25 protein-coding genes are annotated in these 23,627 nt (G+C 57.0%); 12 read left to right on the top strand and 13 right to left on the bottom strand.

Translation table 11 applies throughout. The features are described from left to right. Positions 1-91: 91 nt before the first annotated feature. A complete protein-coding gene (gene mutS, locus GOX66_RS07065) occupies positions 92-2,707 on the top strand; it encodes a DNA mismatch repair protein MutS (protein ID WP_170761431.1) in 2,616 nt (871 codons plus the stop codon). A 58-nt stretch (positions 2,708-2,765) separates the two neighbouring features. Here the strand turns inward: mutS and GOX66_RS07060 are convergent, their stop codons facing one another. Next, a complete protein-coding gene (locus tag GOX66_RS07060; RefSeq protein ID WP_170468241.1) occupies positions 2,766-3,329 on the bottom strand; it encodes a nucleotide exchange factor GrpE in 564 nt (187 codons plus the stop codon). A 10-nt stretch (positions 3,330-3,339) separates the two neighbouring features. Beyond that, on the bottom strand, positions 3,340-4,404 hold the full coding sequence (gene hrcA / locus GOX66_RS07055) for a heat-inducible transcriptional repressor HrcA (protein WP_170761024.1): 1,065 nt from the start codon (positions 4,402-4,404) through the stop codon (positions 3,340-3,342). 112 nt (positions 4,405-4,516) lie between these two features. On the opposite strand from hrcA, the gene rph reads away from it, so the two are divergent. From rph to GOX66_RS07035, 4 genes are read left to right on the top strand one after another with little or no spacing between them, the layout of a single operon-like run. Beyond that, positions 4,517-5,230 carry a ribonuclease PH gene (gene rph, locus GOX66_RS07050; protein WP_170761022.1) on the top strand — a complete coding sequence of 238 codons (714 nt, stop codon included), beginning with the start codon at positions 4,517-4,519 and terminating at the stop codon, positions 5,228-5,230. Beyond that, positions 5,227-5,841 carry an RdgB/HAM1 family non-canonical purine NTP pyrophosphatase gene (gene rdgB / locus GOX66_RS07045; protein ID WP_170761020.1) on the top strand — a complete coding sequence of 205 codons (615 nt, stop codon included), beginning with the start codon at positions 5,227-5,229 and terminating at the stop codon, positions 5,839-5,841. The genes rph and rdgB overlap by 4 nt, the downstream gene beginning before the upstream one ends. Then, entirely contained in the window at positions 5,831-6,985 is a 1,155-nt protein-coding gene (gene hemW / locus GOX66_RS07040; RefSeq protein ID WP_170761018.1) for a radical SAM family heme chaperone HemW, read from the top strand. The genes rdgB and hemW overlap by 11 nt, the downstream gene beginning before the upstream one ends. Before the next feature lie 3 nt (positions 6,986-6,988). After that, entirely contained in the window at positions 6,989-7,342 is a 354-nt protein-coding gene (locus tag GOX66_RS07035) for a YbaN family protein (protein ID WP_170761016.1), read from the top strand. Here GOX66_RS07035 and GOX66_RS07030 read toward each other — a convergent pair. From GOX66_RS07030 to GOX66_RS07000, 7 genes are all read right to left on the bottom strand, one after another. Next, entirely contained in the window at positions 7,332-8,225 is an 894-nt protein-coding gene (locus GOX66_RS07030; protein ID WP_170761013.1) for a ParB/RepB/Spo0J family partition protein, read from the bottom strand. The two genes, GOX66_RS07035 and GOX66_RS07030, sit on opposite strands and share 11 nt — an antisense overlap. A 10-nt stretch (positions 8,226-8,235) precedes the next feature. Next, on the bottom strand, positions 8,236-9,048 hold the full coding sequence (locus GOX66_RS07025; protein WP_170761011.1) for an AAA family ATPase: 813 nt from the start codon (positions 9,046-9,048) through the stop codon (positions 8,236-8,238). Continuing rightward, on the bottom strand, positions 9,041-9,655 hold the full coding sequence (gene rsmG / locus GOX66_RS07020) for a 16S rRNA (guanine(527)-N(7))-methyltransferase RsmG (RefSeq protein WP_170761009.1): 615 nt from the start codon (positions 9,653-9,655) through the stop codon (positions 9,041-9,043). Before rsmG ends, GOX66_RS07025 begins: the two co-directional genes overlap by 8 nt. Beyond that, positions 9,652-11,520, bottom strand: coding sequence for a tRNA uridine-5-carboxymethylaminomethyl(34) synthesis enzyme MnmG (gene mnmG / locus GOX66_RS07015; RefSeq protein WP_170761007.1), 1,869 nt, complete (start codon positions 11,518-11,520; stop codon positions 9,652-9,654). The genes rsmG and mnmG overlap by 4 nt, the downstream gene beginning before the upstream one ends. A 12-nt stretch (positions 11,521-11,532) precedes the next feature. Continuing rightward, positions 11,533-12,819 (bottom strand): tRNA uridine-5-carboxymethylaminomethyl(34) synthesis GTPase MnmE, encoded by a 1,287-nt coding sequence (mnmE, locus tag GOX66_RS07010; protein WP_170761005.1) that lies wholly within the window; start codon positions 12,817-12,819, stop codon positions 11,533-11,535. A gap of 30 nt (positions 12,820-12,849) precedes the next feature. After that, entirely contained in the window at positions 12,850-14,121 is a 1,272-nt protein-coding gene (gene rho / locus GOX66_RS07005; RefSeq protein WP_170761003.1) for a transcription termination factor Rho, read from the bottom strand. A 126-nt stretch (positions 14,122-14,247) separates the two neighbouring features. Then, a complete protein-coding gene (locus tag GOX66_RS07000) occupies positions 14,248-14,697 on the bottom strand; it encodes a CopD family protein (protein ID WP_170761001.1) in 450 nt (149 codons plus the stop codon). Positions 14,698-15,101: 404 nt separating this feature from the next. Here GOX66_RS07000 and GOX66_RS06995 point away from each other — a divergent pair, with 404 nt between their 5' ends. From GOX66_RS06995 to dnaQ, 4 genes are read left to right on the top strand one after another with little or no spacing between them, the layout of a single operon-like run. Further along, on the top strand, positions 15,102-15,701 hold the full coding sequence (locus GOX66_RS06995; protein WP_170760999.1) for a Maf family protein: 600 nt from the start codon (positions 15,102-15,104) through the stop codon (positions 15,699-15,701). Next, positions 15,698-16,531 (top strand): shikimate dehydrogenase, encoded by an 834-nt coding sequence (locus tag GOX66_RS06990; RefSeq protein WP_170760997.1) that lies wholly within the window; start codon positions 15,698-15,700, stop codon positions 16,529-16,531. The genes GOX66_RS06995 and GOX66_RS06990 overlap by 4 nt, the downstream gene beginning before the upstream one ends. Continuing rightward, positions 16,528-17,121, top strand: a complete 594-nt coding sequence (gene coaE / locus GOX66_RS06985; protein ID WP_170760995.1) for a dephospho-CoA kinase — start codon at positions 16,528-16,530, stop codon at positions 17,119-17,121. Before GOX66_RS06990 ends, coaE begins: the two co-directional genes overlap by 4 nt. After that, on the top strand, positions 17,114-17,836 hold the full coding sequence (gene dnaQ, locus GOX66_RS06980; RefSeq protein WP_170760993.1) for a DNA polymerase III subunit epsilon: 723 nt from the start codon (positions 17,114-17,116) through the stop codon (positions 17,834-17,836). The genes coaE and dnaQ overlap by 8 nt, the downstream gene beginning before the upstream one ends. A 27-nt stretch (positions 17,837-17,863) precedes the next feature. Here dnaQ and secB read toward each other — a convergent pair whose 3' ends face one another. Then, positions 17,864-18,361, bottom strand: a complete 498-nt coding sequence (gene secB, locus GOX66_RS06975) for a protein-export chaperone SecB (RefSeq protein ID WP_170760991.1) — start codon at positions 18,359-18,361, stop codon at positions 17,864-17,866. 54 nt (positions 18,362-18,415) lie between these two features. After that, positions 18,416-18,916 (bottom strand): FxsA family protein, encoded by a 501-nt coding sequence (locus tag GOX66_RS06970; RefSeq protein WP_170760989.1) that lies wholly within the window; start codon positions 18,914-18,916, stop codon positions 18,416-18,418. 107 nt (positions 18,917-19,023) lie between these two features. On the opposite strand from GOX66_RS06970, the gene GOX66_RS06965 reads away from it, so the two are divergent. The 3 genes from GOX66_RS06965 to GOX66_RS06955 are packed head-to-tail and all read left to right on the top strand — an operon-like array spanning position 19,024 to position 21,307. Then, positions 19,024-19,683: a Tim44/TimA family putative adaptor protein gene (locus tag GOX66_RS06965; RefSeq protein ID WP_170760987.1), complete on the top strand. Its 660-nt coding sequence runs from the start codon at positions 19,024-19,026 to the stop codon at positions 19,681-19,683. Next, positions 19,680-20,720 carry a murein transglycosylase A gene (gene mltA / locus GOX66_RS06960; RefSeq protein ID WP_170760985.1) on the top strand — a complete coding sequence of 347 codons (1,041 nt, stop codon included), beginning with the start codon at positions 19,680-19,682 and terminating at the stop codon, positions 20,718-20,720. The genes GOX66_RS06965 and mltA overlap by 4 nt, the downstream gene beginning before the upstream one ends. Beyond that, entirely contained in the window at positions 20,720-21,307 is a 588-nt protein-coding gene (locus tag GOX66_RS06955; protein WP_170760983.1) for a Smr/MutS family protein, read from the top strand. The genes mltA and GOX66_RS06955 overlap by 1 nt, the downstream gene beginning before the upstream one ends. On the opposite strand, the gene GOX66_RS06950 is transcribed toward GOX66_RS06955, so the two are convergent. Further along, positions 21,304-22,524: an MFS transporter gene (locus GOX66_RS06950; protein ID WP_170760981.1), complete on the bottom strand. Its 1,221-nt coding sequence runs from the start codon at positions 22,522-22,524 to the stop codon at positions 21,304-21,306. The genes GOX66_RS06955 and GOX66_RS06950 overlap by 4 nt on opposite strands. Beyond that, positions 22,521-23,621 carry an alpha/beta fold hydrolase gene (locus tag GOX66_RS06945; RefSeq protein ID WP_170760978.1) on the bottom strand — a complete coding sequence of 367 codons (1,101 nt, stop codon included), beginning with the start codon at positions 23,619-23,621 and terminating at the stop codon, positions 22,521-22,523. Before GOX66_RS06945 ends, GOX66_RS06950 begins: the two co-directional genes overlap by 4 nt. Positions 23,622-23,627 lie beyond the last annotated feature (6 nt).

Raw genomic sequence — 23,627 nt, 5'->3', positions numbered from 1 at the left:
ATACGTTTTCACCTTTCGTCGCGGGTGGTGGATTTGTAAGGTCGCGCCCGGAACACGCCAGAAGGGATCAGCCTTGTCCACAGTCACGCCGATGATGGCACAATATCTCGAGATCAAAGAAGCCCATGCCGATGCCCTGCTGTTCTATCGTATGGGCGATTTCTATGAGATGTTCTTTGAGGATGCCGCCAACGCGGCCGAGGCGTTGGATATCGCGCTGACCAAACGCGGCAAACACAACGGCACAGATATCCCGATGTGCGGCGTTCCTGTTCATTCCGCCGAAGGGTATTTGCTGACGCTGATCCGCAAAGGCTTTCGCGTTGCCGTATGTGAACAGATGGAAAGCCCTGCCGAGGCGAAGAAAAGAGGCTCTAAATCAGTCGTAAAGCGGGATGTCGTGCGTCTGGTGACGCCCGGGACGCTGACCGAGGACGCGTTGTTGGAGGCCCGTCGTCACAACTTTCTGGCCGCTTATGCCGAGGTCCGGGACGAGGCCGCGCTGGCCTGGGCCGATATCTCGACCGGCGCGTTTCACGTGATGCCGTTGACATCCGTACGCCTCAGCCCCGAGCTTGCACGGCTGGCCCCATCCGAACTGATCGTGGCTGACGGCTCCGAACACAACCTGCAGGAACCTGTTCGCGATCTGGGGATTTCGCTGACGCCCATCGGCCGGGCCAGTTTCGACAGCACTGCGGCGGAAAAACGCATCTGCGGTCTGTTTCACGTGGGGGCGTTGGATGCGTTCGGAACATTCGGACGCGCCGAAATTTCGGCGATGGGCGCGCTGATCGACTATCTGGAGATCACGCAAAAGGGCAAACTGCCGCTGCTGCAAACGCCGCTGAAAGAATCCGAAGACCGTGTTGTCCAGATCGACGCCGCCACACGCCGCAACCTGGAACTGACCCGGTCCCTTTCGGGTGGTCGTGCCGGATCGCTGTTATCGGTGGTGGATCGCACCGTCACACCCGGCGGCGCGCGACTGCTGGAACAGCGCCTGTCCAGCCCTTCGCGAAACCTGGATGTCGTCCATGCCCGGCTGGACGCGGTGAGTTTCGCCGCCGAGGATAGCCTGACCGCCTCGGACCTGCGCGAGGCATTGCGCAAGACTCCCGATCTGGACCGCGCCCTGTCGCGCCTGTCGCTGGAACGCGGCGGCCCCCGCGACCTGGCTGCGATCCGCAACGGGCTGACACAAGCCGTGGCGATTGCTGATCTATGCGATAGTCAGGACTTGCCAGTCTTACTGGCCACCGCCGTGCAAAATCTGACCGGTTTTGATGACCTCCTGACCCTGCTGGACGAAGCGCTGGTCGCCGAACCACCCCTGCTGGCCCGCGACGGCGGTTTCATCGCGCCGGGCTTCGACAACGAACTGGACGAGGCCCGCACTCTGCGCGACGAAGGCCGCTCGGTCATCGCCGGGTTCCAGCAGAAGTATTCGGAACACACCGGCATCCCCTCTCTGAAGGTCAAGCACAACAATGTGCTCGGCTATTTCATCGAAACAACGGCCACCCATGCCGAAAAGATGCTGAACCCTCCGTTCAGCGAGACCTATATCCACAGGCAAACCACCGCCAATCAGGTGCGGTTTACCACCGTTGAACTGTCGGAGATCGAAACCCGCATTCTGAACGCTGGTAATTTGGCGTTGGAAATTGAGAAACGGCTCTATCAAAGGCTTTCCGGCGATATTCTGGCCAAAGCTGCGCATCTGAACCAAGCGGCCAGAGGTCTGGCCGAGCTGGATCTGACCACCGCGCTGGCCGATTTGGCACGGGGGGAAAACTGGTGCCGCCCTCAGGTCGATACGTCTCGTGCATTCAAGGTGCAGGGCGGACGGCATCCGGTCGTGGAGCATGCCCTGCGTCAACAAAGTGGAGACGCTTTCATCGCCAATGACTGCGATCTGACCGCAGATCAGGGCGCTTCTATCTGGCTTCTGACTGGCCCGAACATGGCCGGTAAATCGACCTTCCTGCGCCAGAACGCCCTGATCGCCCTGCTGGCACAGATGGGCAGCTATGTCCCGGCAGAACAGGCGCATATAGGTGTGGTCAGCCAGCTATTCAGCCGCGTTGGTGCCTCGGACGACCTGGCCCGAGGCCGGTCGACCTTCATGGTCGAAATGGTTGAAACCGCCGCCATCCTGAATCAGGCCGATGCCCGCGCATTGGTAATCCTCGATGAGATCGGTCGCGGAACTGCGACATATGACGGCCTGTCCATCGCCTGGGCCACTTTGGAACATCTGCACGGCGCAAACAAATGCCGCGCCCTGTTTGCCACGCATTACCATGAACTCACCGCGCTGGCCGGAAAACTGGAAGGCGTCGATAATGCCACCGTCGCGGTAAAGGAATGGGAGGGTGAGGTGATCTTCCTGCACGAAGTTCACAAAGGCGCCGCAGACCGGTCCTATGGTGTGCAGGTGGCCCAGCTTGCCGGTCTGCCCGCGACCGTGGTCGAACGGGCCCGCGTTGTGCTGGATCAACTGGAGAAAACCGAGCGCGAGGGTGGCAAGCAAAAAGCGCTGATCGACGATTTGCCGCTGTTTTCCGCAGCTCCACCACCGCCGCTCCCTGCACCCAAGGAGTCACCGGTCAGGGATTTGCTGGACGAGATTCTGCCGGACGAATTGACGCCTCGCGAGGCGCTGGACCTGATTTACAAACTGAAAGAGGCGGCCAGAACCTGACCGCCCCTTCATCTTTTCAAAAATACTCTCGCCGAAGGCACGCGCGCTCGCGCGCGTTTCAGCTTGCAGGCGTCGACGACACGCCAACCTGCGCCGGGCGCAGCAGACGGTCATGCAGCATGAAGCCTTCGGCCGAAACCTGAATGATGTCGCCCGCGCGGGTGCCCGGTACCGGCGCTTCGAACATCGCTTCGTGAATATTCGGATCGAACCGATCACCAACCTCGGGCGTGATTACCTCAATCCCGTGTTTTTGAAACACGTCCTTCAGCGCACGCATGGTCAGTTCGACACCTTCCAAAAGCGGTCCCGCAACCTCTTTCTGTTCATCGGTTGCGGCCTCAAGCGCGCGTTTCATGTTGTCGTAAACCGGCAGCATGTCACGGGCCAGTTTCGATCCGCCGTACTGTTCAGCATCCCGGCGCGCCTTGTCGCCGCGCTTACGTGCATTTTCGGCATCCGCCAACGCGCGCATGAACTTGTCCTTGAAATCGTCCCGCTCTGCGCGCAGCGCATCAATTTCCAGCGCCTCTTCGCTGATCTCAGCAAATTCCTCGGCCAGTTCTTCCGCCTCGGCGGTTGCGATATCATCCAGAAAATCTTCGTTCTTGGGTTCTGCCATCTCTTACCCTCTAGCTCCGGTCGGATATCAGCTTGCCGACCAGTTGCGCCGTATAATCCACGATCGGCACGATCCGTCCATAATTCAGTCGCGTAGGTCCGATGACCCCGACCGCACCAATTATCTTTCGATCAGCGTTCATATATGGAGACACCACCAAAGAGGAACCCGAAAGTGAGAAAAGTTTGTTCTCAGACCCGATAAAAATGCGCACACCCTCACCTTCCTCGGTCAGTTCAAGGAAATCCGCGATATCACGCTTGCGCTCAAGATCGTCGAACAGGGTCCGAATGCGGTCCAGTTCCTCGGCCTCACCCGGATCGCCCAGCAGATTCGCCCGGCCCCGCACGATCAGACGTTCCGAATCGGAGCCATCACCGTCCCAGACCGCCATGCCGCTTTCCACCATCTCACGCGCCAATGCGTCGATTTCCTGCCTGCGCGCCGAGATCTGAGATTGCATCTGACGGCGCACTTCACTGAGGGTACGCCCTTCTATCAGCGCGTTCAGGAAATTCGCAGCCTCGCGCATTGAGCTGGGCGTTTGTCCAGGTGGCGGTGTGAACAGGCGATTCTCCACATGTCCATCGGCAAACACCAATACGACCAGCGCGCGGTCATGAGCCAAAGAGACAAACTCGATATGTTTGATCTCGGATTCATGCTTGGGCGTCAGAACCAATGAGGCACCATGTGTCACGTGTGACAAAGCCGCGCCCACCCGGTCCAGCATTCCGCCCACATCACACGCGTTAGAGCCTAAAGTTTCGTCCAGCTTCTGCCGATCATCAGCGCCCAAATCGCCAACTTCCAGCAAACCATCCACGAACATTCGTAAACCCTGCTGTGTCGGAATCCGCCCCGCACTGACATGCGGGCTGTCAAGCAGGCCGAGAAACTCCAGATCCTGCATCACGTTGCGCACCGTCGCGGCGCTGACCTTTTCGGACAGGGTGCGGGTCAGCGTACGGCTGCCGACTGGTTCTCCGCTGTCCAGATAGCTCTCGACAATCAACCGGAACACCTCACGCGACCGGTCATTCATCTCAGCCAGAATTTTGCTTGCTTCGCTCATCGGCGTTCCCCTGCTGGGCCGTCATTAAATCGCACGCAAATGAAAGGTCAATCGGGGTTGCATCGTAACGCCGCGGGGCGTTATCCCCAACCCAGCAAACAAAGGATTTTCCATGCGACCCTCAGGACGAGATTTAAGCGAAATGCGCCCGGTTTCAATCGAAACGGGGTTCACCAAACATGCCGAAGGTTCCTGCCTGATCAAAATGGGCGACACCCATGTGCTGTGTACGGCCACGATCGAGGATCGCGTGCCGCCCTTCATCAAAGGCTCGGGTCTGGGTTGGGTCACCGCTGAATACGGAATGCTGCCCCGCGCAACCAATACGCGGATGCGGCGAGAGGCGGCAAGCGGCAAGCAAGGTGGCCGCACGGTGGAAATTCAACGCCTGATCGGTCGTGCCCTGCGGGCCGGTGTGGATCGGGTTGCGCTGGGTGAGCGGCAGATCACCGTGGACTGCGACGTTATTCAGGCCGATGGGGGCACTCGCTGCGCCTCGATCACCGGAGGCTGGGTCGCGCTGCGTCTGGCGGTGAACAAGCTGATGAAGGCGGGCGACGTGATCTCGGACCCGCTGGTTGACCCGGTCGCCGCCGTGTCCTGCGGGATTTACGCTGGTCAGCCGGTTCTGGATCTGGACTATCCCGAAGACAGCGAAGCGGGCGTTGACGGCAATTTCATCATGACCGGTTCGGGCAAACTGATCGAAGTGCAGATGAGCGCGGAAGGCTCGGTCTTCAGCCGTACCCAGATGGATCAGCTGATGGACCTGGCCGAAAAAGGTGTGGCCGAACTGGCCGCCGCGCAGAAGGTCGCTACTGCATGACCCGCAAGTTCGACGGCGACAGGCTGCTGGTGGCGACCCACAACAAGGGTAAGCTTGAGGAGATGACCCATCTCCTCGAACCCTTTGGCGTGACGGTTGTTGGTGCAGGCGCGATGAACCTACCAGAACCGGAAGAAACCGAAGATACATTCGTCGGCAACGCCCGGATCAAGGCCCACGCCGCGGCCCAAGCCACCGGCCTGCCTGCCCTGTCGGACGATTCCGGGATCACCATCGACGCGCTGGGCGGCGCGCCCGGGGTTTATACCGCCGATTGGGCCGAAACCGGTAATGGCCGCGATTTCCTGATGGCAATGACGCGGGCACATAACGAACTTGAGGCGAAAGACGCCGCGCACCCTCGTACCGCTCAGTTCCGCTGCACCCTCGTTCTGGCCTGGCCCGATGGGCATGACGAAGTGTTCGAGGGCATCGCCCCCGGTCATCTCACCTGGCCTATTCGGGGCAAAGACGGCTTTGGTTATGACCCGATGTTTGTCCCCGACGGGTACGACATTACCTTTGCCGAGATGGATCGTTGGGAAAAGAACAAGATCAGCCATCGCGGCCGTGCGGTGGAGATGTTCGTGAAGGGCTGTTTTGGCGGATGATTGGCGCAACGGGGGCTTTGGCCTGTATGTGCATTGGCCTTTTTGCGAGGCCAAATGCCCCTACTGCGATTTCAACAGCCATGTTTCAAGTAAAATAGATCAAAAACAATGGCTTACGGCATATCTAAGCGAGTTGAACCGAGCGGCGGCCGAAACTCCTGACCGCGTCCTGAACACGATCTTCTTCGGTGGCGGTACACCGTCCTTGATGGCTCCCGAAACCGTCGCCGCGGTGATCGATGAGGCCCGCGCCCTCTGGCGACCAGCCAATGACATGGAGATCACGCTCGAAGCCAATCCCGGCTCGGTCGAGGCAGGCAGGTTCGCGGCCTATCGCGATGCCGGGGTAAACCGCACTTCGATGGGCGTACAGGCACTGAACGACGAAGATTTGCGGCGTCTGGGGCGTATCCATACCGTGGCCGAGGCTCGCGCAGCGTTCGACATCGCCCGAAAGTGCTTTGATAGGGTCAGTTTTGACCTAATTTACGCCCGCCAGCATCAAACTCCGGAAGCCTGGCGCGCGGAACTGACCGAGGCGCTGTCCATGGCGGTTGATCACCTGTCACTCTATCAGTTGACCATCGAAGAAGGCACGGCTTTTGGTGACCGATATGCCATCGGTAAACTGCGCGGCCTGCCCGAAGATGACAGCGCCGCCGAAATGTACCTTGCCACGCAAGAGATCTGCGAAGCCCACGGCCTGCCTGCATATGAGGTCTCGAACCATGCCCGCCCCGGCGCCGAGTCACGGCACAACCTGATTTATTGGCGATACGGGGATTATGTCGGCATCGGGCCCGGTGCGCATGGGCGGATAACGGTTGGTGGGCGGAAGCTGGCGACCGAAACTTTTATGTCTCCGAATACCTGGCTAACAGCCGCTTTTAACGGCAGCGGGGAAAAGGAACGCGCAGAGCTTTCACTGCAAGATCAGGCCAATGAATACCTCATGATGGGGTTAAGAGTCGCTGAAGGACTAAATATAGACAGATTCAACACATTGTCAGACAATCCGCTGCCACAGAACAAGCTGAATGACCTAATAGATTTAGGTATGGTTCATCAGGCAGAAGACCAGTTGATCGCCACCAAGGACGGTCGCGCTGTCCTGAATGCAGTGATCCGAGAGTTATTGGGATAATTGATGCAGTATATCTGGGCCACATTGGGACTGATCAGTGTTGGATTGGCAGTAATTGGCATCGCCCTGCCCTTATTGCCGACAGTTCCATTTCTGCTTTTGGCCGCGTTTTTCTTTGCCCGGTCGTCCTCACGCCTGCACAATTGGCTGATCTCTCACCGCGCCTTTGGACCAATGATCCTGGATTGGCAAAGCTCCGGGGCGATTCGACCGATTGCAAAAAAAGCGGCAACCGTGTCGATCGCCGCTGTCTTTGGTTTGTCGGTCCTGATTTCACTGCCAACGCATGCATTGATCATTCAGGCGGTGGTTCTGGGCGCCGTGTTGATCTTTATCTGGACGCGGCCTAACGGCTGAGCTTGGCACACAGATCGTCAAGCTGATCAAGGTTTTCATAGGTCAAGACCACTTGCCCCGTTTCCGTTCCCGCCTTGTGATTGATCGCGACCTTCATCGCCAGAATCGCGGACAGGTCTTTTTCCAAAGCCCGCGTATCCGCGTCTTTGCCGGCATCCAGGTTTCTCGAGCGTGGTGCGGATTTCGCCGGATCAGCTTGCTGTTTCCTGACCAGAGCTTCGGTCGCGCGCACGGAAAGCCCATCTCGTACAACGATTTTCGCCAGTTCAGAGGGGTTCTCAGACGTGATGAGTGCCCGTGCGTGGCCAGCCGAAAGCTTACCCTCGATCACCAGTGTCTGAACATCCAATGGCAAAGATAACAAACGCAGCAGGTTTGCTATATGGCTGCGGCTTTTTCCCAGGGCTTCGGCCAGCTTTTCCTGCGTATGACCAAAGCGGTCCATCAACTGCTTGAAACCTGCGGCTTCTTCCACCGCGTTCAGGTCTGCACGCTGAATATTTTCGATGATGGCAACTTCCAACACCTCGGTGTCGTCGAAATCCCGCACGATAACCGGAATATCGTGCAATTGTGCCATTTGGGCCGCGCGCCAGCGGCGCTCACCGGCTACAATTTCATACTCACCGCCATTGATTTCACGCACGATCAGCGGTTGAATGATCCCCTTTTCCTTGACCGAGGCTGCCAGCTCATTCAATTGATCCTGCGAAAACGTCCTGCGTGGCTGGTTTGGATTGGCACGCAGTTTTTCAATCGGAATTTTCAGGTCGGGGCGGCGGGGTTCCATCGGGGCCAGACCTTCAACATCCTGCGTCACATCAGCCATAAGAGCGGACAGCCCACGGCCCAATCCTCTGGATTTTGATTTTTTGACGGTCACTGCGCCCTCCTCACTGTCGCTCAGCCGACACATTTTTATTTTTGTGGATCACTTCGCGTGCCAAATGCCGATATGCCATCGCACCGAGCGACCCTGAATCATATTGCAGAACCGGCAATGCGTATGAAGGCGCTTCGCTGACCCGCACATTTCTGGGTATCTTGGTTTTAAATACCATCTCACCCAGATTGTCACGCGCGTCTTTCTCAACCTGCCGGGACAAGTTATTGCGGTTGTCATACATGGTTAACACAACACCTTCGATTCTGAGGTCCGGATTCGCGGTTTGTCGGACTTCTCGGATCGTCAACATCAGCTGCGACAAACCCTCCAGCGCGAAAAACTCACTTTGTAACGGGACCAAAACCGAATGGGCGGCAACCATTGCATTAACGGTCAGAAGATTCAGGGACGGAGGGCAATCGATCAGAACAAAATCCAGATCAAACTTGTCGATCGCGGTCTGACGTAACGCATCGTGCAACAAATAACTGCGCTTTTCATTGGATATCAGCTCAATATCCGCCGAACTCAGATCTACAGTTGCCGGCACAACAAAAAGACCCTGGATTTCAGTATCCTGTACAACGGCATCAAGCGGCGCATCATCAAGAATAAGATCATATGTTGTCCAGTCCCGATCTTCCACGCCAAGACCAGTGGACGCGTTTCCCTGCGGATCAAGATCGACAACCAACACTTTGCATCCGGCTTCAGCCATTCCTGCAGCAAGATTTATCGCAGTCGTCGTTTTTCCCACCCCACCTTTTTGATTGGCAACCGCAATTATCCGGGGCCCTGAGGGGCGAGACAGATCAACCACGTGATACTCCTTTGATCTTTAGGATAACAGCCTGGGGTTCAGTTAAACTTGTAATCGCCTCAGAATCGAAACTCCATTCTTCGCGCGCGTCCTCCACCTCTTTTTTCCAGTTCGCGCCTTTCGGCAACAGGGCGGTACCGGATTTGCTTAAATGTCTGTCACAAAAGGACAATAGAGTATTCAGATCAGCCAAAGCACGTGCTGACAGGATATCCGCATTCAGTAGGTCAACTGCTTCGATACGTCTTGAAATAACCGTGCAGTTTGCGCCGCACTCACGGGAGACATTGCGTAAAAAAGCTGACTTTCTCTGATCGCTTTCCACGAACGTAAAATGAGTTCCCGGTGCTTCCTCAATCGCCATAAGTGCACAGACCATTCCGGGAAATCCGCCCCCGCTGCCAAGGTCTGCCCAGGTGTCAAATGAATCCGCGCAACGAAAGACTTGAACAGAGTCCTGAATGTGCCGCGTCCAAATGTCGTTCAAACTGTTTCGCGACACCAGATTGATTTTTGGGTTCCACCGTCGGACCAGGTCAACATATGCCTCAAGGCGGTTGAATGTTTCACGTGAAACACCCAAGTTCTCAAAATTCGCATAGCTCATGCTTTACGGACCTTTTGCTCGCGCCTTAGCTTTGCCAGCAATAACGTAAGTGCGGCTGGGGTAACCCCCTCAACCCGGCTTGCCTGAGCAATTGTCTCAGGCCGCGCCTGCGAAAGCTTTTGTTTTATCTCGGAAGACAGGCCTTCCAGCAAGAAATAGTCAAAATCACGTGGAATTTCATAGGATTCGTCGCGCTTCATAGCTTCGACGTCCTTTTGTTGCCGCGCGATGTAATTTGCATAAAGTGCGTCACGCTCGACCTGTAATCGAATATCAGGCTCAACTTCACGCAACGAAGGAACCAGAGGAATCAAGTCGTCAAAAGCAACGTCGGGGAAAGCCAAGATTGCGAAACCATCCCGACGGTTCCCATCTTGATTGACGTTAATGCCAACTGCCCTGATCTCTTTCGGGGTATAAGTCCGTTCCGATAGTTTCGACTTGGCCGCCGTCAGCATTTCCATCTTTTCACCGAACCTGGCCTTGCGCCTGTCGCCGACGCACCCCAATTGAAGCCCAACGTGCGTCAGCCTTTGATCGGCGTTATCTGCTCGCAGAGATAATCGAAACTCTGCCCGAGAAGTAAACATTCGATAGGGTTCCGCGACGCCACGCGTTGTCAGATCGTCGATCATCACGCCGATATAACTATCGGCCCGAGAAAAATGGACCGGGTTTCGTCCAAAAACTTCCAATGCAGCATTCAAGCCAGCAACTAAGCCTTGCGCCGCAGCTTCCTCATATCCTGTGGTTCCGTTGATTTGGCCCGCAAGATATAGGCCGGGGGCGTCCGGCAGTGACAGTGAAGACGTCAGTACGCGGGGATCCACATAATCATATTCAATCGCATAACCCGGTTGAAGAATTTCCGCATTTTCAAGCCCCATGATCGAGCGGACATATTCCTGCTGTACATCCTGTGGCAGCGACGTGGAAATTCCGTTGGGATAAATCGTATGATCGTTGACCCCCTCAGGTTCCAGAAAAATCTGATGCGATTCTTTGTCGGAAAAGCGGACAATCTTGTCCTCGATCGACGGACAATATCGTGGACCTATACCATCTATATGCCCGCCGTACATCGCGGATCTGGACAGATTTTTTTCAATAATTTCATGGGTACGCGTATTTGTATGCGTGATTCCGCAGGAAATTTGCGGCGCGACAACCGAAGTCGAGAGGAAGGAAAATAACGTGGGCTCTTCATCTCCATCCTGTCGTTCAAGCTCTGACCAATCAATTGTGCGACCGTCCAACCTGGGTGGGGTACCCGTTTTCAGCCGTCCCAAAGGTAAATCGAAGCTGTCCAACCTTTCTGCCAGTTTGACTGAAGGCCGACCACCCATACGACCACCTGGGCGGGATACATCTCCAATATGAATGACACCACGCAAAAATGTGCCAGATGTCAGAATAACTGCCTCAGCATGGATTTCAGACTCATCAGCCAGCCTGATACCAGCTACCCGTGACCCGTCCATCAAAAAGTCAACAACCTCACCAACTACAACTGTTAGTCGTTGCTGGGCATGGGTTTCTTTTTGCATAGCAGCGCGATACAGCGCGCGATCCGCCTGAGTCCTTGGACCTTGAACCGCAGGTCCTTTCCGGCGGTTCAAAAGGCGAAACTGAATTCCGGCTTGATCCGCAACGCGCCCCATAACGCCATCCAGCGCGTCAATTTCCCGAACCAGATGTCCCTTACCTAAGCCGCCTATTGCCGGATTGCAGGACATCACTCCGATGTCTGACGCGGACAGGGTGACCAGAGCGGTTTCAGCACCCATGCGTGCTGCGGCATGCGCAGCTTCGGTTCCGGCATGTCCAGCGCCAACCACAACGACATCGAACTTTGAATGTTTCACGTGAAACACTCCCTATTTACCCAGACAGAAGCTCGAGAATATTTCATCCAAAAGATCCTCAACGCCAATCCTGCCTACCAGGGTTTCAAGGGCACGGATTGCTGTACGCATTTCTTCCGCTGCAATATCATACAAGTCCGGCCCTGATTCCAGAACTGCCATTGCCGCACCCAGGGCTTCCCTGGCATTGTCAAGCGCAACACGATGCCTTTCCCGAGTGGCTATACCATGGCTTGTGGTTCTCTCAGCTAGTACACGCGATATCTGGGCGATCAGCTGATCAATCCCCTGCCCTGTTTTTCCGGAAATTCCACCTTCCGTCACATCTCGGAGATCAGATTTCGGGAATACCTGAATATCTCCTACCAGCATTTCAACACCAAGTTCAGTTGGATTTTCGGTCAAAAATACGCGCAGATCCGCAGCTTCCGCCCTTTTTCTGGCCAGTTCAATACCAAGGTTCTCGACATGATCCTCAGTTTCGCGCAACCCGGCGGTATCCAACAAAGTAACCGGAAGCCCGCCCAGATCCATGCGAACTTCGATAACATCCCGGGTCGTTCCGGCAAATTCCGAAGTGATAGCGGCGTCCCTGCCCGCCAGCGCATTCAGCAAAGTCGACTTGCCGGCATTCGGAAGCCCAACGATGGCAACCTCAAATCCGGTCCGAATTCGTTCTGCAATCCGCACGCCCTCAGCTTCGCGTTGCAAATCCGCCATAACACCAGAGATCAATGACCGCACTTCGGGCGTGACGTCGGTAGGCACTTCCTCATCGGCGAAATCGATGACGGCTTCCAGCAAAGATGCCGCCCGGATCAGATCGCGCCGCCAGCGTTCAGCGAGAGCGCCCAATTCGCCGGCCAGAATGGTCTGGGCCTGTTTGCGCTGCGCCTCGGTTTCCGCATCGATCAGATCGGCAAGACCTTCGACTTGGGTCAGGTCCATCTTGCCGTTTTCCAGTGCACGGCGGGTGAACTCACCGGGCTCCGCCAGACGCAGCCCCTCGGTGTCGGACAGTGATCGCATCACAGCATTCACCGAAGCCGTGCTGCCATGAATCTGCAGCTCAGCCACGTCCTCGCCGCTGAAACTGGCCGGTGCCTGAAAAGTCAGAACCAGGCCATCATCCAGCCGTGATCCGTCACCTGCGTGCAGCGTGCGCACCCGCATTCCACGGGGTGGCAACGTACCGCCTGTCAGGCCGGCCGCAGCGGGATGCGCGTTTGGGCCAGAGAGGCGGATGACCGCCACCCCTGCTTTGCCTTGCGCGCTGGCCAAGGCGAATATCGTATCCATTCGAAGGCCTCGCGTTGTTTAAGACCTGTGTCAGGTGTTCATCGAGTCGAAGAATTCACCGTTTGTTTTGGTCTGCTTCAACTTGGATAACAGGAATTCAATCGCGTCAGTCGTGCCCATCGGGTTGAGGATGCGGCGCAGAACGAAGGTCTTGGCCAGATCGCCCTTGTCGACCAGCAAGTCCTCTTTCCTTGTACCGGATTTGAGGATGTCGATGGCCGGGAACACACGCTTGTCCGCGATCTTGCGGTCCAGAACGATTTCTGAGTTACCGGTGCCCTTGAATTCTTCGAAGATCACTTCGTCCATCCGGCTGCCGGTATCGATCAGCGCAGTAGCGATAATGGTCAGCGAGCCACCCTCTTCGATATTCCGCGCAGCGCCGAAGAACCGCTTGGGCCGTTGCAGGGCGTTGGCGTCCACACCGCCGGTCAGAACTTTACCGGACGAAGGCACCACAGTGTTAAACGCCCTACCAAGTCTTGTGATAGAATCGAGAAGAATAACAACATCTCGTTTATGTTCGACCAATCGCTTGGCTTTTTCAATGACCATTTCCGACACGGCGACGTGCCGGGTTGCTGGTTCGTCAAAGGTCGAGGACACGACCTCACCCTTCACCGAGCGCTGCATGTCGGTGACCTCTTCCGGGCGTTCATCGATCAGCAGAACGATCAGATAGCATTCCGGGTGGTTCTGTTCGATCGAATGCGCAATGTTCTGCAGGATCACCGTTTTACCGGTCCGCGGCGGCGCCACAATCAGCGAACGCTGGCCTTTGCCGATGGGTGAAACCAGATCGATCACACGGGCCGATTTGTCTTTGATGGTGGGATCCTCGATCTCCATCTTCAGACGTTCGTCGGGATACAGAGGCGTCAGGTTGTCGAACAGGATCTTGTGCTTGGCTTTCTCTGGCTCTTCAAAGTTGATTTTGGTGACCTTGATCAGCGCAAAATAGCGTTCGTTCTCATCCGGGGCCTTGATATCGCCTTCGACCGTATCACCGGTCCGCAGGGAGTGCTGGCGGATCATGTCGGGCGACACGTAGATGTCGTCAGGACCCGGCAGATAATTCGCCTCGGGCGAGCGCAGGAAGCCGAACCCGTCCTGCAGAACCTCAAGCACGCCATCGCCACCGACGGTCCAGCCCTCATCCGCGCGTTCACGCAGAATCTGGAACATCATCTCGCCCTTGCGCATGGTCGAGGCGTTTTCGACCTCGAGCTCTTCGGCCATCGCCAGAAGGTCTTTGGGGCTTTTGGCCTTCAGGTCGGCCAGATTCAGGGATTCAGCTGTCATGATGATACGAACCTTGTCCGCATGGATCGCGGCACTACAGTGGAATTTCAGTACGGAAGATACGCCGCCCGGACGGGCGTGTTATGCGTTACATACGCATCCGCCGCTCCGGAGTCAAATGGGCCCTCAGAACTTCAGAACGACCGCCAGGACGATGGCAACCATCAAAACGGTGGGAACCTCGTTCATCATGCGATACTGGCGCCCAGTGAGCGTATTTCGGCCTTCCAGGAAATCCTTGCGCCGTGCCATCAGCCAGTGATGAAACCAGGTCATGCCGATCACGGCTGCACCTTTAACCCACGGCCAGGTCCAGTCCCACCCGACGATGCCTGGCGTAAAGACCATGATCAGCCCGCAGATCCACGCCACGTACATCGCAGGGCGCATGATCACACGCAAAAGCTTTTCTTCCATTTCAAAGAAGATTTCCTGCGCCCCGTCGACAGCTTGCGCTTTTTCTACGTGATAGACGAACAGCCTGGGCAGATAGAACAACCCAGCCATCCACGAGATCACGGCCATGATGTGTAAAGACTTCACCCACGGGTAAATCGTGAAAAGAAGATCGGTCATTCCGGCTCCGGTCGTTGCTCGGAACCCTCCCTAATAAAAAAATAAGAAAAGAAAAAGGAAGATGGTTTTGTAGGGTGGGTAATTTCCGTGGATTACTTTTTTACCCAAACGTTTTCCCCAGGTGGACAGAAATATTTCCAAATGAGGTGATTCTGTTGATTCTATAAAAAATTATGCTATTACAGCAAGTTATATTGGTTCTGAATATACATCTCTGGGGATAACCCTTTGGGTAACACGGGAGATCTCCGTTATCCCGCATTTGGAACTTATCCTTGTCCCGATTGGACAGAGTTCGAGCGACTCAGGGGAGGTTTTCGCGAATTTCCCGGGGTTGCGTGTCAACCGGAAAACCATACAAACCATCCCAGAACACTCAACGATTTGCTCAGGGGGTTTTCCACATGTCTGTCCCCATCATCCTGGCGTCGGGGTCATCCATTCGCGCACAGCTGTTGCGGAATGCGGGCGTGCCGTTCACCGTGCAGACCGCGCGCGTTGACGAGGATACAGCCAAACGCGCTCTGCTGGCCGAAAACGCGCCGCCCCGCGATATCGCGGACACACTGGCCGAGATGAAGGCCCGCAAAGTCAGCGACAAGACCCCCGGTGCGATGGTTCTGGGCTGTGATCAGGTTCTGGACTTCGACGGGCTGCTCTTGTCCAAGCCGAAATCGCCCGAAGACGCGCTGGTGCAACTCAAAGCGATGCGGGGCAAGCGTCATATGTTGCTGTCTGCAGCTGTTATCTATCAGGATGGTGAACCAATCTGGCGGCATGTGGGGCAGGTGCGCTTGCGGATGCGGATGAGTTCGGACGCCTATCTGCGCGGCTATATTGAACGCAACTGGGACAGTATTCGTCATGCGGTGGGGGCTTATAAGCTGGAAGAGGAAGGCGTTCGTCTGTTTGCCACCATTGACGGGGACTATTTTAATGTCTTGGGTATGCCCCTGTTGGAACTGCTCAATTTTCTGGCTGTCAAAGGGGTGATCGATCAATGACGCATAACCGTATTCCGCTGGCCGGAGTGATCGGGCACCCTATAGCTCATTCGAAATCGCCTCGGCTGCATGGTCACTGGTTAAAGAGCCACGGGTTGCCAGGGCACTATATCCCTATGGATGTCGCGCCCGAAGATCTGGAGACTGTTCTGCGGACCTTGCCCAAGGCCGGGTATGTCGGTGCCAATGTGACCGTACCGCATAAAGAGGCTGCTTTGCGTCTGGCGGATCATGTTTCTGACCGGGCCTCTTTAATTGGCGCGGCGAACACGCTGGTCTTTGATGATGACGGAGCAATTCACGCCGACAATACCGATGGCTACGGGTTCATGGAGAACCTGCGCAGCGGAGCGCCCGACTGGAACCCGTCAGATGGCCCGGCCGTTGTCTTTGGCGCTGGTGGCGCAGCCCGGGCCGTTTTGCAGGCGCTGGCAGAAGCAGGTGTACCCGAGATTCTGCTGACCAATCGCACCCGCGCCCGCGCGGACCAGTTGAAAGAGGAGTTTGGCGAGCCCATTACTGTCGTCGACTGGGTACAGGCCGGTAATGCCATCGAAAATGCCGAGCTGGTGGTCAACACGACTTCGCTGGGGATGCAGGGACAGCCGGAATTGCGTGTGCCTCTGGACGGCTTGCAACCCGGATCGGTTGTGACCGATCTGGTCTACGCACCGCTGAAAACCCGTCTGCTGCAGCAGGCCGAAGCGGCCGGGTGCACCACGGTCGATGGGTTGGGCATGTTATTGCATCAGGCCGTGCCCGGTTTTGAACGCTGGTTTGGCAAGCGTCCCGAGGTGACAGACGACCTTCGCGCGGCGGTGCTGGAATGAGCTTTGCACTTGGCCTGACGGGCTCGATCGGAATGGGCAAAAGCACCACCGCGCAGATGTTCGTGGAAGAAGGCTGTGCGTTGTGGGATGCGGATGCGGCTGTGCATAGACTCTATTCAAGGGAAGGTGCCGCGGTTGCACCGATGAGCGTTGCGTTTCCGGATGCTGTTCTTGACGGCGCAGTTAGCCGGGATGCGTTGAAACAGATCCTTTCAACCGATCCAGCGGCTTTGAAAGTGATCGAAGGGATCGTTCACCCTCTGGTCGCCGCCGATCGGACCGCTTTCCGGGAAACCGCCACAGCGGATATTCTGGTGTTCGATATCCCTCTGCTGTTCGAAACCGGCGGCGAGGTGGCGATGGATGCCGTCGCCTGTGTCTCAATCCCGGCAGACGAGCAAAAACGCCGCGTGATGGAGCGCAGCACCATGACCGAGGACCAGTTTGAGCATATCCGTGCCAAGCAGATGCCGAATGACGAAAAATGCGCGCGGTCGGATTTTGTGATCGTGACCGACACACTGGACCACGCCCGCGCGCAGGTGCAGGATGTGGTCAGGCAGATACGGGCGGGGATGGCAAATGCGTGAGATTGTGCTCGATACCGAAACCACCGGGTTTGACCCGGAAAGCGGCGACCGGATTGTCGAGATCGGTGCAGTTGAGCTGTGGAACCACGTGGCCACGGGCGAGACTTATCATGTCTATATCAACCCCGAACGGTCCATGCCCGAAGAGGCGTTCGGCGTGCATGGTATTGGCCCTGACCTGTTGGAACCACCGCGCCCGCCGGAAAAAGGTCAGGTGACGCTGAAGGACAAGCCGGTCTTTGCCAAGGTCGGTCAGGGGTTCCGGGAGTTTGTCGGTGATGCGAAATTGGTAATCCACAACGCGTCCTTCGACATGAAGTTCCTGAACGCGGAACTCAAATGGATGGGTTTGCCACCAATCCCAATGGATCAGGCGCTGGACACGTTGGCGATTGCGCGCAAACGGTTCCCCGGTTCACCCGCCTCGCTGGATGCGCTGTGCCGACGGTTCAACATCGACAACTCGAACCGAGTGCTGCACGGAGCTTTGCTCGACTCGGAAATCCTGGCCGAGGTGTATCTGGAGCTGATCGGCGGACGGCAACCGGATTTCGGTCTGTCCACGGCTGCGTCCTCTGCGTCCTGGGGCGGAGATGATTGGCGTCCTACGGCGCGCCCGACACCGCTGGCGTCGAAGATCACCGAAGAAGAACGCGCGGCACATGAGGCCTTTGTGGAAAAACTGGGCGAAAACGCCCTGTGGACCCGCGCCTGAGACCAGGCCTGGCGCGGGTCAAATTTATCAGGCTTCGGTTTTCTGCGCTTCGGCCTGACGGCGCATCAGTTCATTGCGGTACAGTGCAACAAAGTCGATATTGTCCAGATTGACCGGTGGGAAACCACCGTCACGGGTGATGTCGCTGACGATGCGGCGCAGGAACGGGAACAGCATGCGCGGGCATTCGATCATCAGGAACGGATGCAACTGGTCCTCGGCCACACCTTCGATGTGGAACAGACCGCAATAGTCGAGCTCACACAGGAACAGGATGTCCTCCAGGCCCTTGGCTTTGGACTTGATGTTCAGCTTGACCGCAACTTCGTACTGGTGTTCCGTTGGGCGTTTTTTCGCATCCAGGTTCACCTGTACCGCGATTTCGGGCTGAACGTCGCCGGACACACCTTTTTGCGCCATCACGTTTTCAAAGGACAGGTCGCGAATGAATTGTCCCAGAACACGCATCTGAATTTGCGGGGCGGCCTGGGCCGCGGTATTTTCTGCAGGGCTTTCGTCAGCCATGGATCTACTCCGAAATTGAAATTCGCCACTGCTTAGCAAGTTGGACGCGGCACCTCAATGCTGGTGCGGCCCTTCGACCCATTTGGACCGCTTCGAGGGATCCTGACGCGGGCGCACTTCGGTAAATTCGCCGTCGATCACGTCATCCTGATCAAACGGGGCCGGACCGGTGCGAAACTGCGCCCCGGAGCCCATCTGGAAATGCGTGATGGTCGCCTTGGACTTAATATATCGAAATACGGCCACCCGCACGCCCGGTATGAGCAGCGCAAAACCAACGGCGTCGGTGAAAAATCCGGGTGTCAGCAGCAAAACGCCGGACAGCAGGATCATCGCGCCATGGGCCAGTGGCTCGGTCGGGTCGTCCAACTCGGCAAAGGACCGCTGCAGATTGGCCAGCGCCATGCGACCTTGTGTCCTGACCAATACGGTGCCCAGAACGGCCGTCAGAACCACTATTGCAAGGGTTGGCCAAAGGCCGATCAGACCACCAACCTGAATAAACAGGGCGATCTCGATGATCGGGACCAATAAAAATGCCAAGAACAGGTACATTTGCGTTATCCTTTACCATGGGCCGGGCGGTGGACTTGCCCCCAACTGTCACCTACATAGTGGCATGAGGCTGCGTATACAAAGTCGCAGTCTGAAAAGAGGATGAAATGAACGAACCGATGATCCAGTTGCTGGTCCTGGCCGGAATTGCCGTTTTCCTGATCCTGCGCCTGAAAAGCGTGCTGGGCACCCGTGAGGGTTTTGAAAAACCGCCGCTTCAGCAACAGCCTGAACCACATAAATCCCGCCGCGGGTTCGAAGTGATCGACGGTGGCCCGGATCACGACATCACGGACCATGTTGCCGAGGACAGCGAACAGGCGCAAACGCTTGCCGCGATGAAGCGGATCGAGCCCGGTTTTTCCGTGACCGAGTTTGTGCAGGGTGCGCGCGGCGCCTATGAGATGATCGTCATGGGGTTCGAAAAGGGTAATCTGGACGAAATCCAGCCCTTCCTGTCCGAAGAGGTGTTCGACACTTTCGTTTCTGTCGTCGCCGACCGCGAAGATCAGGGCCTGACCATCGAAGCCGAGTTCGTCGGTGTGCGCGAGACATCGCTGGCCGATGTTAAATTCGACAAAGACACCAATCAGGCCGAGATCACCATGAAGTTCGTCGGTGAGCTGACGTCGGTCGTGCGTGATCGCGGAGGCGATATCATCGAGGGCAGCCCGAACACCGTCAAACGCCAAAAGGACAGCTGGACCTTTGCCCGTGTCATGGGCGCTGACGATCCGAACTGGCTGCTTGTTGCCACGGACGCATGAGTGCCGCACTCCGGTCGCTCTTTCTGGTGGGCGCCATGACCACCGCCAGCGTCGCCGGAGCCGAGGCGACGCGATCCATCCTGTCGTTTGATGACCTGGAAAGCTGGGCCGACGATGATCACGGCGCTGCCCTTTCGGTTTTCCTGAACACATGCGGTGATCTGAAGGACCCGGACTGGCGCGCTCTGTGCGGGGTGGCCAAGACCTATGAGCCGGATGCAGCGCAGTCTTTCTTTGAGCTGTTCTTTCGCCCGGTACTGGTCGAAGACGGCAATGATGCCTTGTTCACCGGGTATTTTGAACCAGAGCTGGATGGATCGAAAACTCCTTCGGGGCGGTTCAGATACCCGATCTACAAAATGCCGCCCGAGGCGCGGGCCACCGAAAAATGGCTCAGCCGCCGCGAGATTCTGACCGGCGATGCCATGACAGGCAGAGGGCTGGAAATCGCCTGGGTGGATGACCCGGTCGAACTGTTCTTTCTGCAAATTCAGGGCTCGGGCCGTATCCGTCTACCTGATGGCAGCGCACTGCGGGTTGGTTATGGCGGTGCAAACGGGCATCCCTACCGCTCAATCGGGGCCGAACTGATCCGCCAAGGCGCATTGGGTGCGCATGAGGTCAGCGCCCAGATGATCCGCGCCTGGGTTCGCAAAAACCCCGAGGCTGGTGCGGAGTTGTTGTTTCACAATCCGTCTTACGTGTTCTTTCGCGAAGTGACGCGGGTTGCACCCGAGCTTGGTCCTTTGGGGGCGATGAACCGATCCGTAACTACCATGCGCAGTATTGCGGCCGATCCTGCTTACACGCCTTTGGGCGCTCCGGTCTGGGTCGAAAAGGACGGCAAAACCCCATTGCGCCGGCTTATGATTGCGCAGGATACCGGTGCGGCCATCAAAGGGGCGCAGCGTGCGGATATCTTCTTTGGCACCGGAGATGCCGCAGGTCAGGCCGCAGGACGGCTGAAGGATTCGGGCCGAATGGTCCTGTTGCTGCCGATCCAGCGCGCCTATGCCCTGTTACCGGATGAGTTCTGATGTCCCGGCGCAAATTGACCGCAGAAGAGATCGAGCTGTGGCGCAAGGTCGCCAAACAGGCTGAGCGCATGCATCCTGAGATTCCCCAATCGATGCATCCGATCACCCTGCCCAAGCCCAAGCCCACAAAGACGCCCAAGCTGCGGCTTGATGGGTTCGAAGTAGGCCGGGATGCATCGGCAAAACCCGCGCACCATGCGCTGAAACCCTCAGTGACCGATAGCCTGCGGACCAGCCCAGTTCAGATGGACACCAAGGCCTTTGGCCGGATGAAACGGGGCAAGCTAAAGCCGGAAGGCAAGCTGGACCTGCATGGGATGCGGATCGACACGGCGCATCCTGCATTGGTGCGGTTCATCCTGACGGCACAGGCGCAGGGCAAACGGTTGGTTCTGGTGATCACCGGCAAAGGCAAGGATCGGGACGAACCCGGCCCTATACCAACCCCGCGCGGGGTGCTGCGCAACCAGGTGCCGCAATGGCTGTCTCTGCCGCCTTTGGCGCAGGCGGTATTGCAGGTGACGCCTGCCCATATCAGTCATGGCGGCGACGGTGCCTATTACGTCTATCTGCGCCGGAACCGTTAATACTCGTCCTTTGCGCGGCGGATGCCGATCCAGACAAGCGCACAGACAAGGATGAAAAATGCGGCGATCCAAAGGAACTGTGTGCTTAGCGAGACACCGCGGTCAATCAGCACTCCGGTCAGCGCAGGTCCGATGGCCGAGCCCAGAACCAAGACTGCCGCCGCCATGGCTTTGATCGCACCGATGTGCAGGGTGCCGTAGAACTCAGCCCAAAAGGCGCTGGGCAATGTACTGTGCGCCCCGACAGTCAGGCCCAGAAAGACAAGGCCGATCAGCGCCCCGCCGATGGTGCCCGAAAAGGCGAGGACAGCAAAACCAACAGCCATCGGCAGTTGATAAAAAGGCATGATCCGCGCGGTACCCCACCTGTCCAGCGCCCAGCCCGCTGCGAACATCGACAGGATCGAAACACCAGTAAAGACCGGGAACAAAGCAACCAGCTGGATATGGAGCCAGCCCTTGACCTCGGCCAGATGGACCTGATGAAAAAAGAAAGCGGTGATGAAGGCAGACGGTCCAAGGATCGCGGGCACCATGAACCAGAACAAGGGATTCCACAGCGCCTCGTGTCGGGTCCAGTGCCGGTCTTGCATACCTGTAGCCGAATGATCGCTGGCAAGGCTTTGCGGCGTTCTTTCCTGCCGCAATAGCCGTATCAGAACCGGTATGCCCAGAATTGTGATACCTGCAGCGATCACCCACAGCCAGCGCCAATCCAAAAAGGCCATAGCGGCGACAAATACCAATGGCAGCAGGGATTCCCCGATCGCATAACCCAGCGATGCAATGGAAAGCGCCTTTCCCCGCGTGGCGATGAACCAGCGCGCCATGGCGACCTGCGCCAGATGCATGCTCATCCCCTGACCAAAGGCGCGCAGAAGAAAGATCACAAACGGCAGCATCATCGCCCAGCTATTCAGGGCCATGGATAGCGCGGCAAGCGCAAGACCAGACAGGACCACCGGCCCCAGAATCCGAACGCGGAAAATGTCGGTCAATCCTCCGGCCCAGATCATCACGATGGCCGATACCGTCGTGCCCAGTGAGTATATTCCGCCCCATGTCCCGTGGCTGAGGCCAAACTCGGCGCGGATCTGCCCGGAAAAGATCGAAATGAAGAAAGTTTGCCCGAAACTGGACAGAAACGTCAGCAGAATTCCCGCGCTCAGCCAGCCTGCGTTCCGGATCAGATACCGACGCAGACTGAACCGGGTCACGGAGTACTAACCTGCGCTTCTCCGGTTTCCGTCAGAATGATCTCGGTCGCGCCATCGGGGTTGCGCTGGCTTGGCGGGACCAGAACGTCGATCCCTGGTCGTTCGTCAGGCCCGAACGTATTGCTGACCCGCCGGACCGAACTGAGGATCGCCAGCAGCGCCGGAGACGTGGCGGCGACGAAATGCGACGACCCAGCATCGCTGCTAAAGGCGGTGGTGTCGATCACGTTGATCGGAAACTCTTCCAGTGTGTCGATCGAGCTTATGTTCCCTAACCTTTCGCCTTCGGCTGTTCCACGGAGGCGGGACGAGATGTTCAGGATTTTATCCTTCTGCGACACCATCACGACAAAGGGTTCGGGCGGGTTTTTGATTCGCTCCATCTGCGACCGGAACAGATCCACATCCAGATCGGGGGAAATCAGCACCACCCCTTCGATGTTTCTGTTGGCCCAGCCGGGTTCCTGCAGTTCCGCCTGCCGCATCATCTCCATCGACAGGGCGCCGCCCATGGAATGTGCAACCAGAATGACACGTTTAACACCCATGGACTTCAGTTCACGGATGGTTTGCTCCAACCCGTCACGGGCAAACAACATGCTGTCCAGATCGTAGGCATATCCATAGCCCGTCGCCCGACTGGGCCAGGAATAGACCAAAGTGGATCCCGGTAGACCGATATCATGGGTCAGCTGAGCCGCGCGGAAAAGGGTCTCAGTCTGGGTCGAGTTATACCCATGCACAAAGATGGTAACGTCGTCCTGGCCGTGCAGGTGTTCTCGCAGCCCCTGCGGTCCGTCCAGTTCTGTCACATCTGCCAGAACGAATTCCTTTTTCGGATTTGGATTCGCATAGGAGAATTTCAGCGTTCCCGGCGTGTGCGTGGGCGGGATGGACACCGTGGTTTCCAGAAATTTCAGCGTTTCGCCACGTCGGAATCCATAGTTCCCGTCGGCTTCACGAGCCCGGGTCGTGCTTGCGAAAATGGTTTCCGGTGTACCAACATTCAGAGCCGAAGGCACAATCTCGGATACGGTCCGATCAACGCAGGCACCAAGTGAAAGGGACACAAAAAGAATAATCAAATAGCGCAGCACGGGACG

It is taken from the genome of Ruegeria lacuscaerulensis (genome assembly GCF_013031245.1).
GTDB lineage: Bacteria > Pseudomonadota > Alphaproteobacteria > Rhodobacterales > Rhodobacteraceae > Ruegeria > Ruegeria lacuscaerulensis_C.
Note: the sequence above shows the minus strand (reverse complement) of the source record. Positions and strands in the feature narration are given on the sequence as shown.

Bases quoted from the DNA above. Each gene is read 5' to 3' on its own strand.
- mutS (WP_170761431.1), top strand. From the start codon at position 92: ATGATGGCACAATATCTCGAGATCAAAGAAGCCCATGCCGATGCCCTG.
- GOX66_RS07060 (WP_170468241.1), bottom strand. From the start codon at position 3,329: ATGGCAGAACCCAAGAACGAAGATTTTCTGGATGATATCGCAACCGCC.
- hrcA (WP_170761024.1), bottom strand. From the start codon at position 4,404: ATGAGCGAAGCAAGCAAAATTCTGGCTGAGATGAATGACCGGTCGCGT.
- rph (WP_170761022.1), top strand. From the start codon at position 4,517: ATGCGACCCTCAGGACGAGATTTAAGCGAAATGCGCCCGGTTTCAATC.
- rdgB (WP_170761020.1), top strand. From the start codon at position 5,227: ATGACCCGCAAGTTCGACGGCGACAGGCTGCTGGTGGCGACCCACAAC.
- GOX66_RS07035 (WP_170761016.1), top strand. From the start codon at position 6,989: ATGCAGTATATCTGGGCCACATTGGGACTGATCAGTGTTGGATTGGCA.
- rsmG (WP_170761009.1), bottom strand. From the start codon at position 9,655: ATGAGCTATGCGAATTTTGAGAACTTGGGTGTTTCACGTGAAACATTC.
- mnmE (WP_170761005.1), bottom strand. From the start codon at position 12,819: ATGGATACGATATTCGCCTTGGCCAGCGCGCAAGGCAAAGCAGGGGTG.
- rho (WP_170761003.1), bottom strand. From the start codon at position 14,121: ATGACAGCTGAATCCCTGAATCTGGCCGACCTGAAGGCCAAAAGCCCC.
- GOX66_RS07000 (WP_170761001.1), bottom strand. From the start codon at position 14,697: ATGACCGATCTTCTTTTCACGATTTACCCGTGGGTGAAGTCTTTACAC.
- GOX66_RS06995 (WP_170760999.1), top strand. From the start codon at position 15,102: ATGTCTGTCCCCATCATCCTGGCGTCGGGGTCATCCATTCGCGCACAG.
- GOX66_RS06990 (WP_170760997.1), top strand. From the start codon at position 15,698: ATGACGCATAACCGTATTCCGCTGGCCGGAGTGATCGGGCACCCTATA.
- coaE (WP_170760995.1), top strand. From the start codon at position 16,528: ATGAGCTTTGCACTTGGCCTGACGGGCTCGATCGGAATGGGCAAAAGC.
- dnaQ (WP_170760993.1), top strand. From the start codon at position 17,114: ATGCGTGAGATTGTGCTCGATACCGAAACCACCGGGTTTGACCCGGAA.
- secB (WP_170760991.1), bottom strand. From the start codon at position 18,361: ATGGCTGACGAAAGCCCTGCAGAAAATACCGCGGCCCAGGCCGCCCCG.
- GOX66_RS06970 (WP_170760989.1), bottom strand. From the start codon at position 18,916: ATGTACCTGTTCTTGGCATTTTTATTGGTCCCGATCATCGAGATCGCC.
- GOX66_RS06965 (WP_170760987.1), top strand. From the start codon at position 19,024: ATGAACGAACCGATGATCCAGTTGCTGGTCCTGGCCGGAATTGCCGTT.
- mltA (WP_170760985.1), top strand. From the start codon at position 19,680: ATGAGTGCCGCACTCCGGTCGCTCTTTCTGGTGGGCGCCATGACCACC.
- GOX66_RS06955 (WP_170760983.1), top strand. From the start codon at position 20,720: ATGTCCCGGCGCAAATTGACCGCAGAAGAGATCGAGCTGTGGCGCAAG.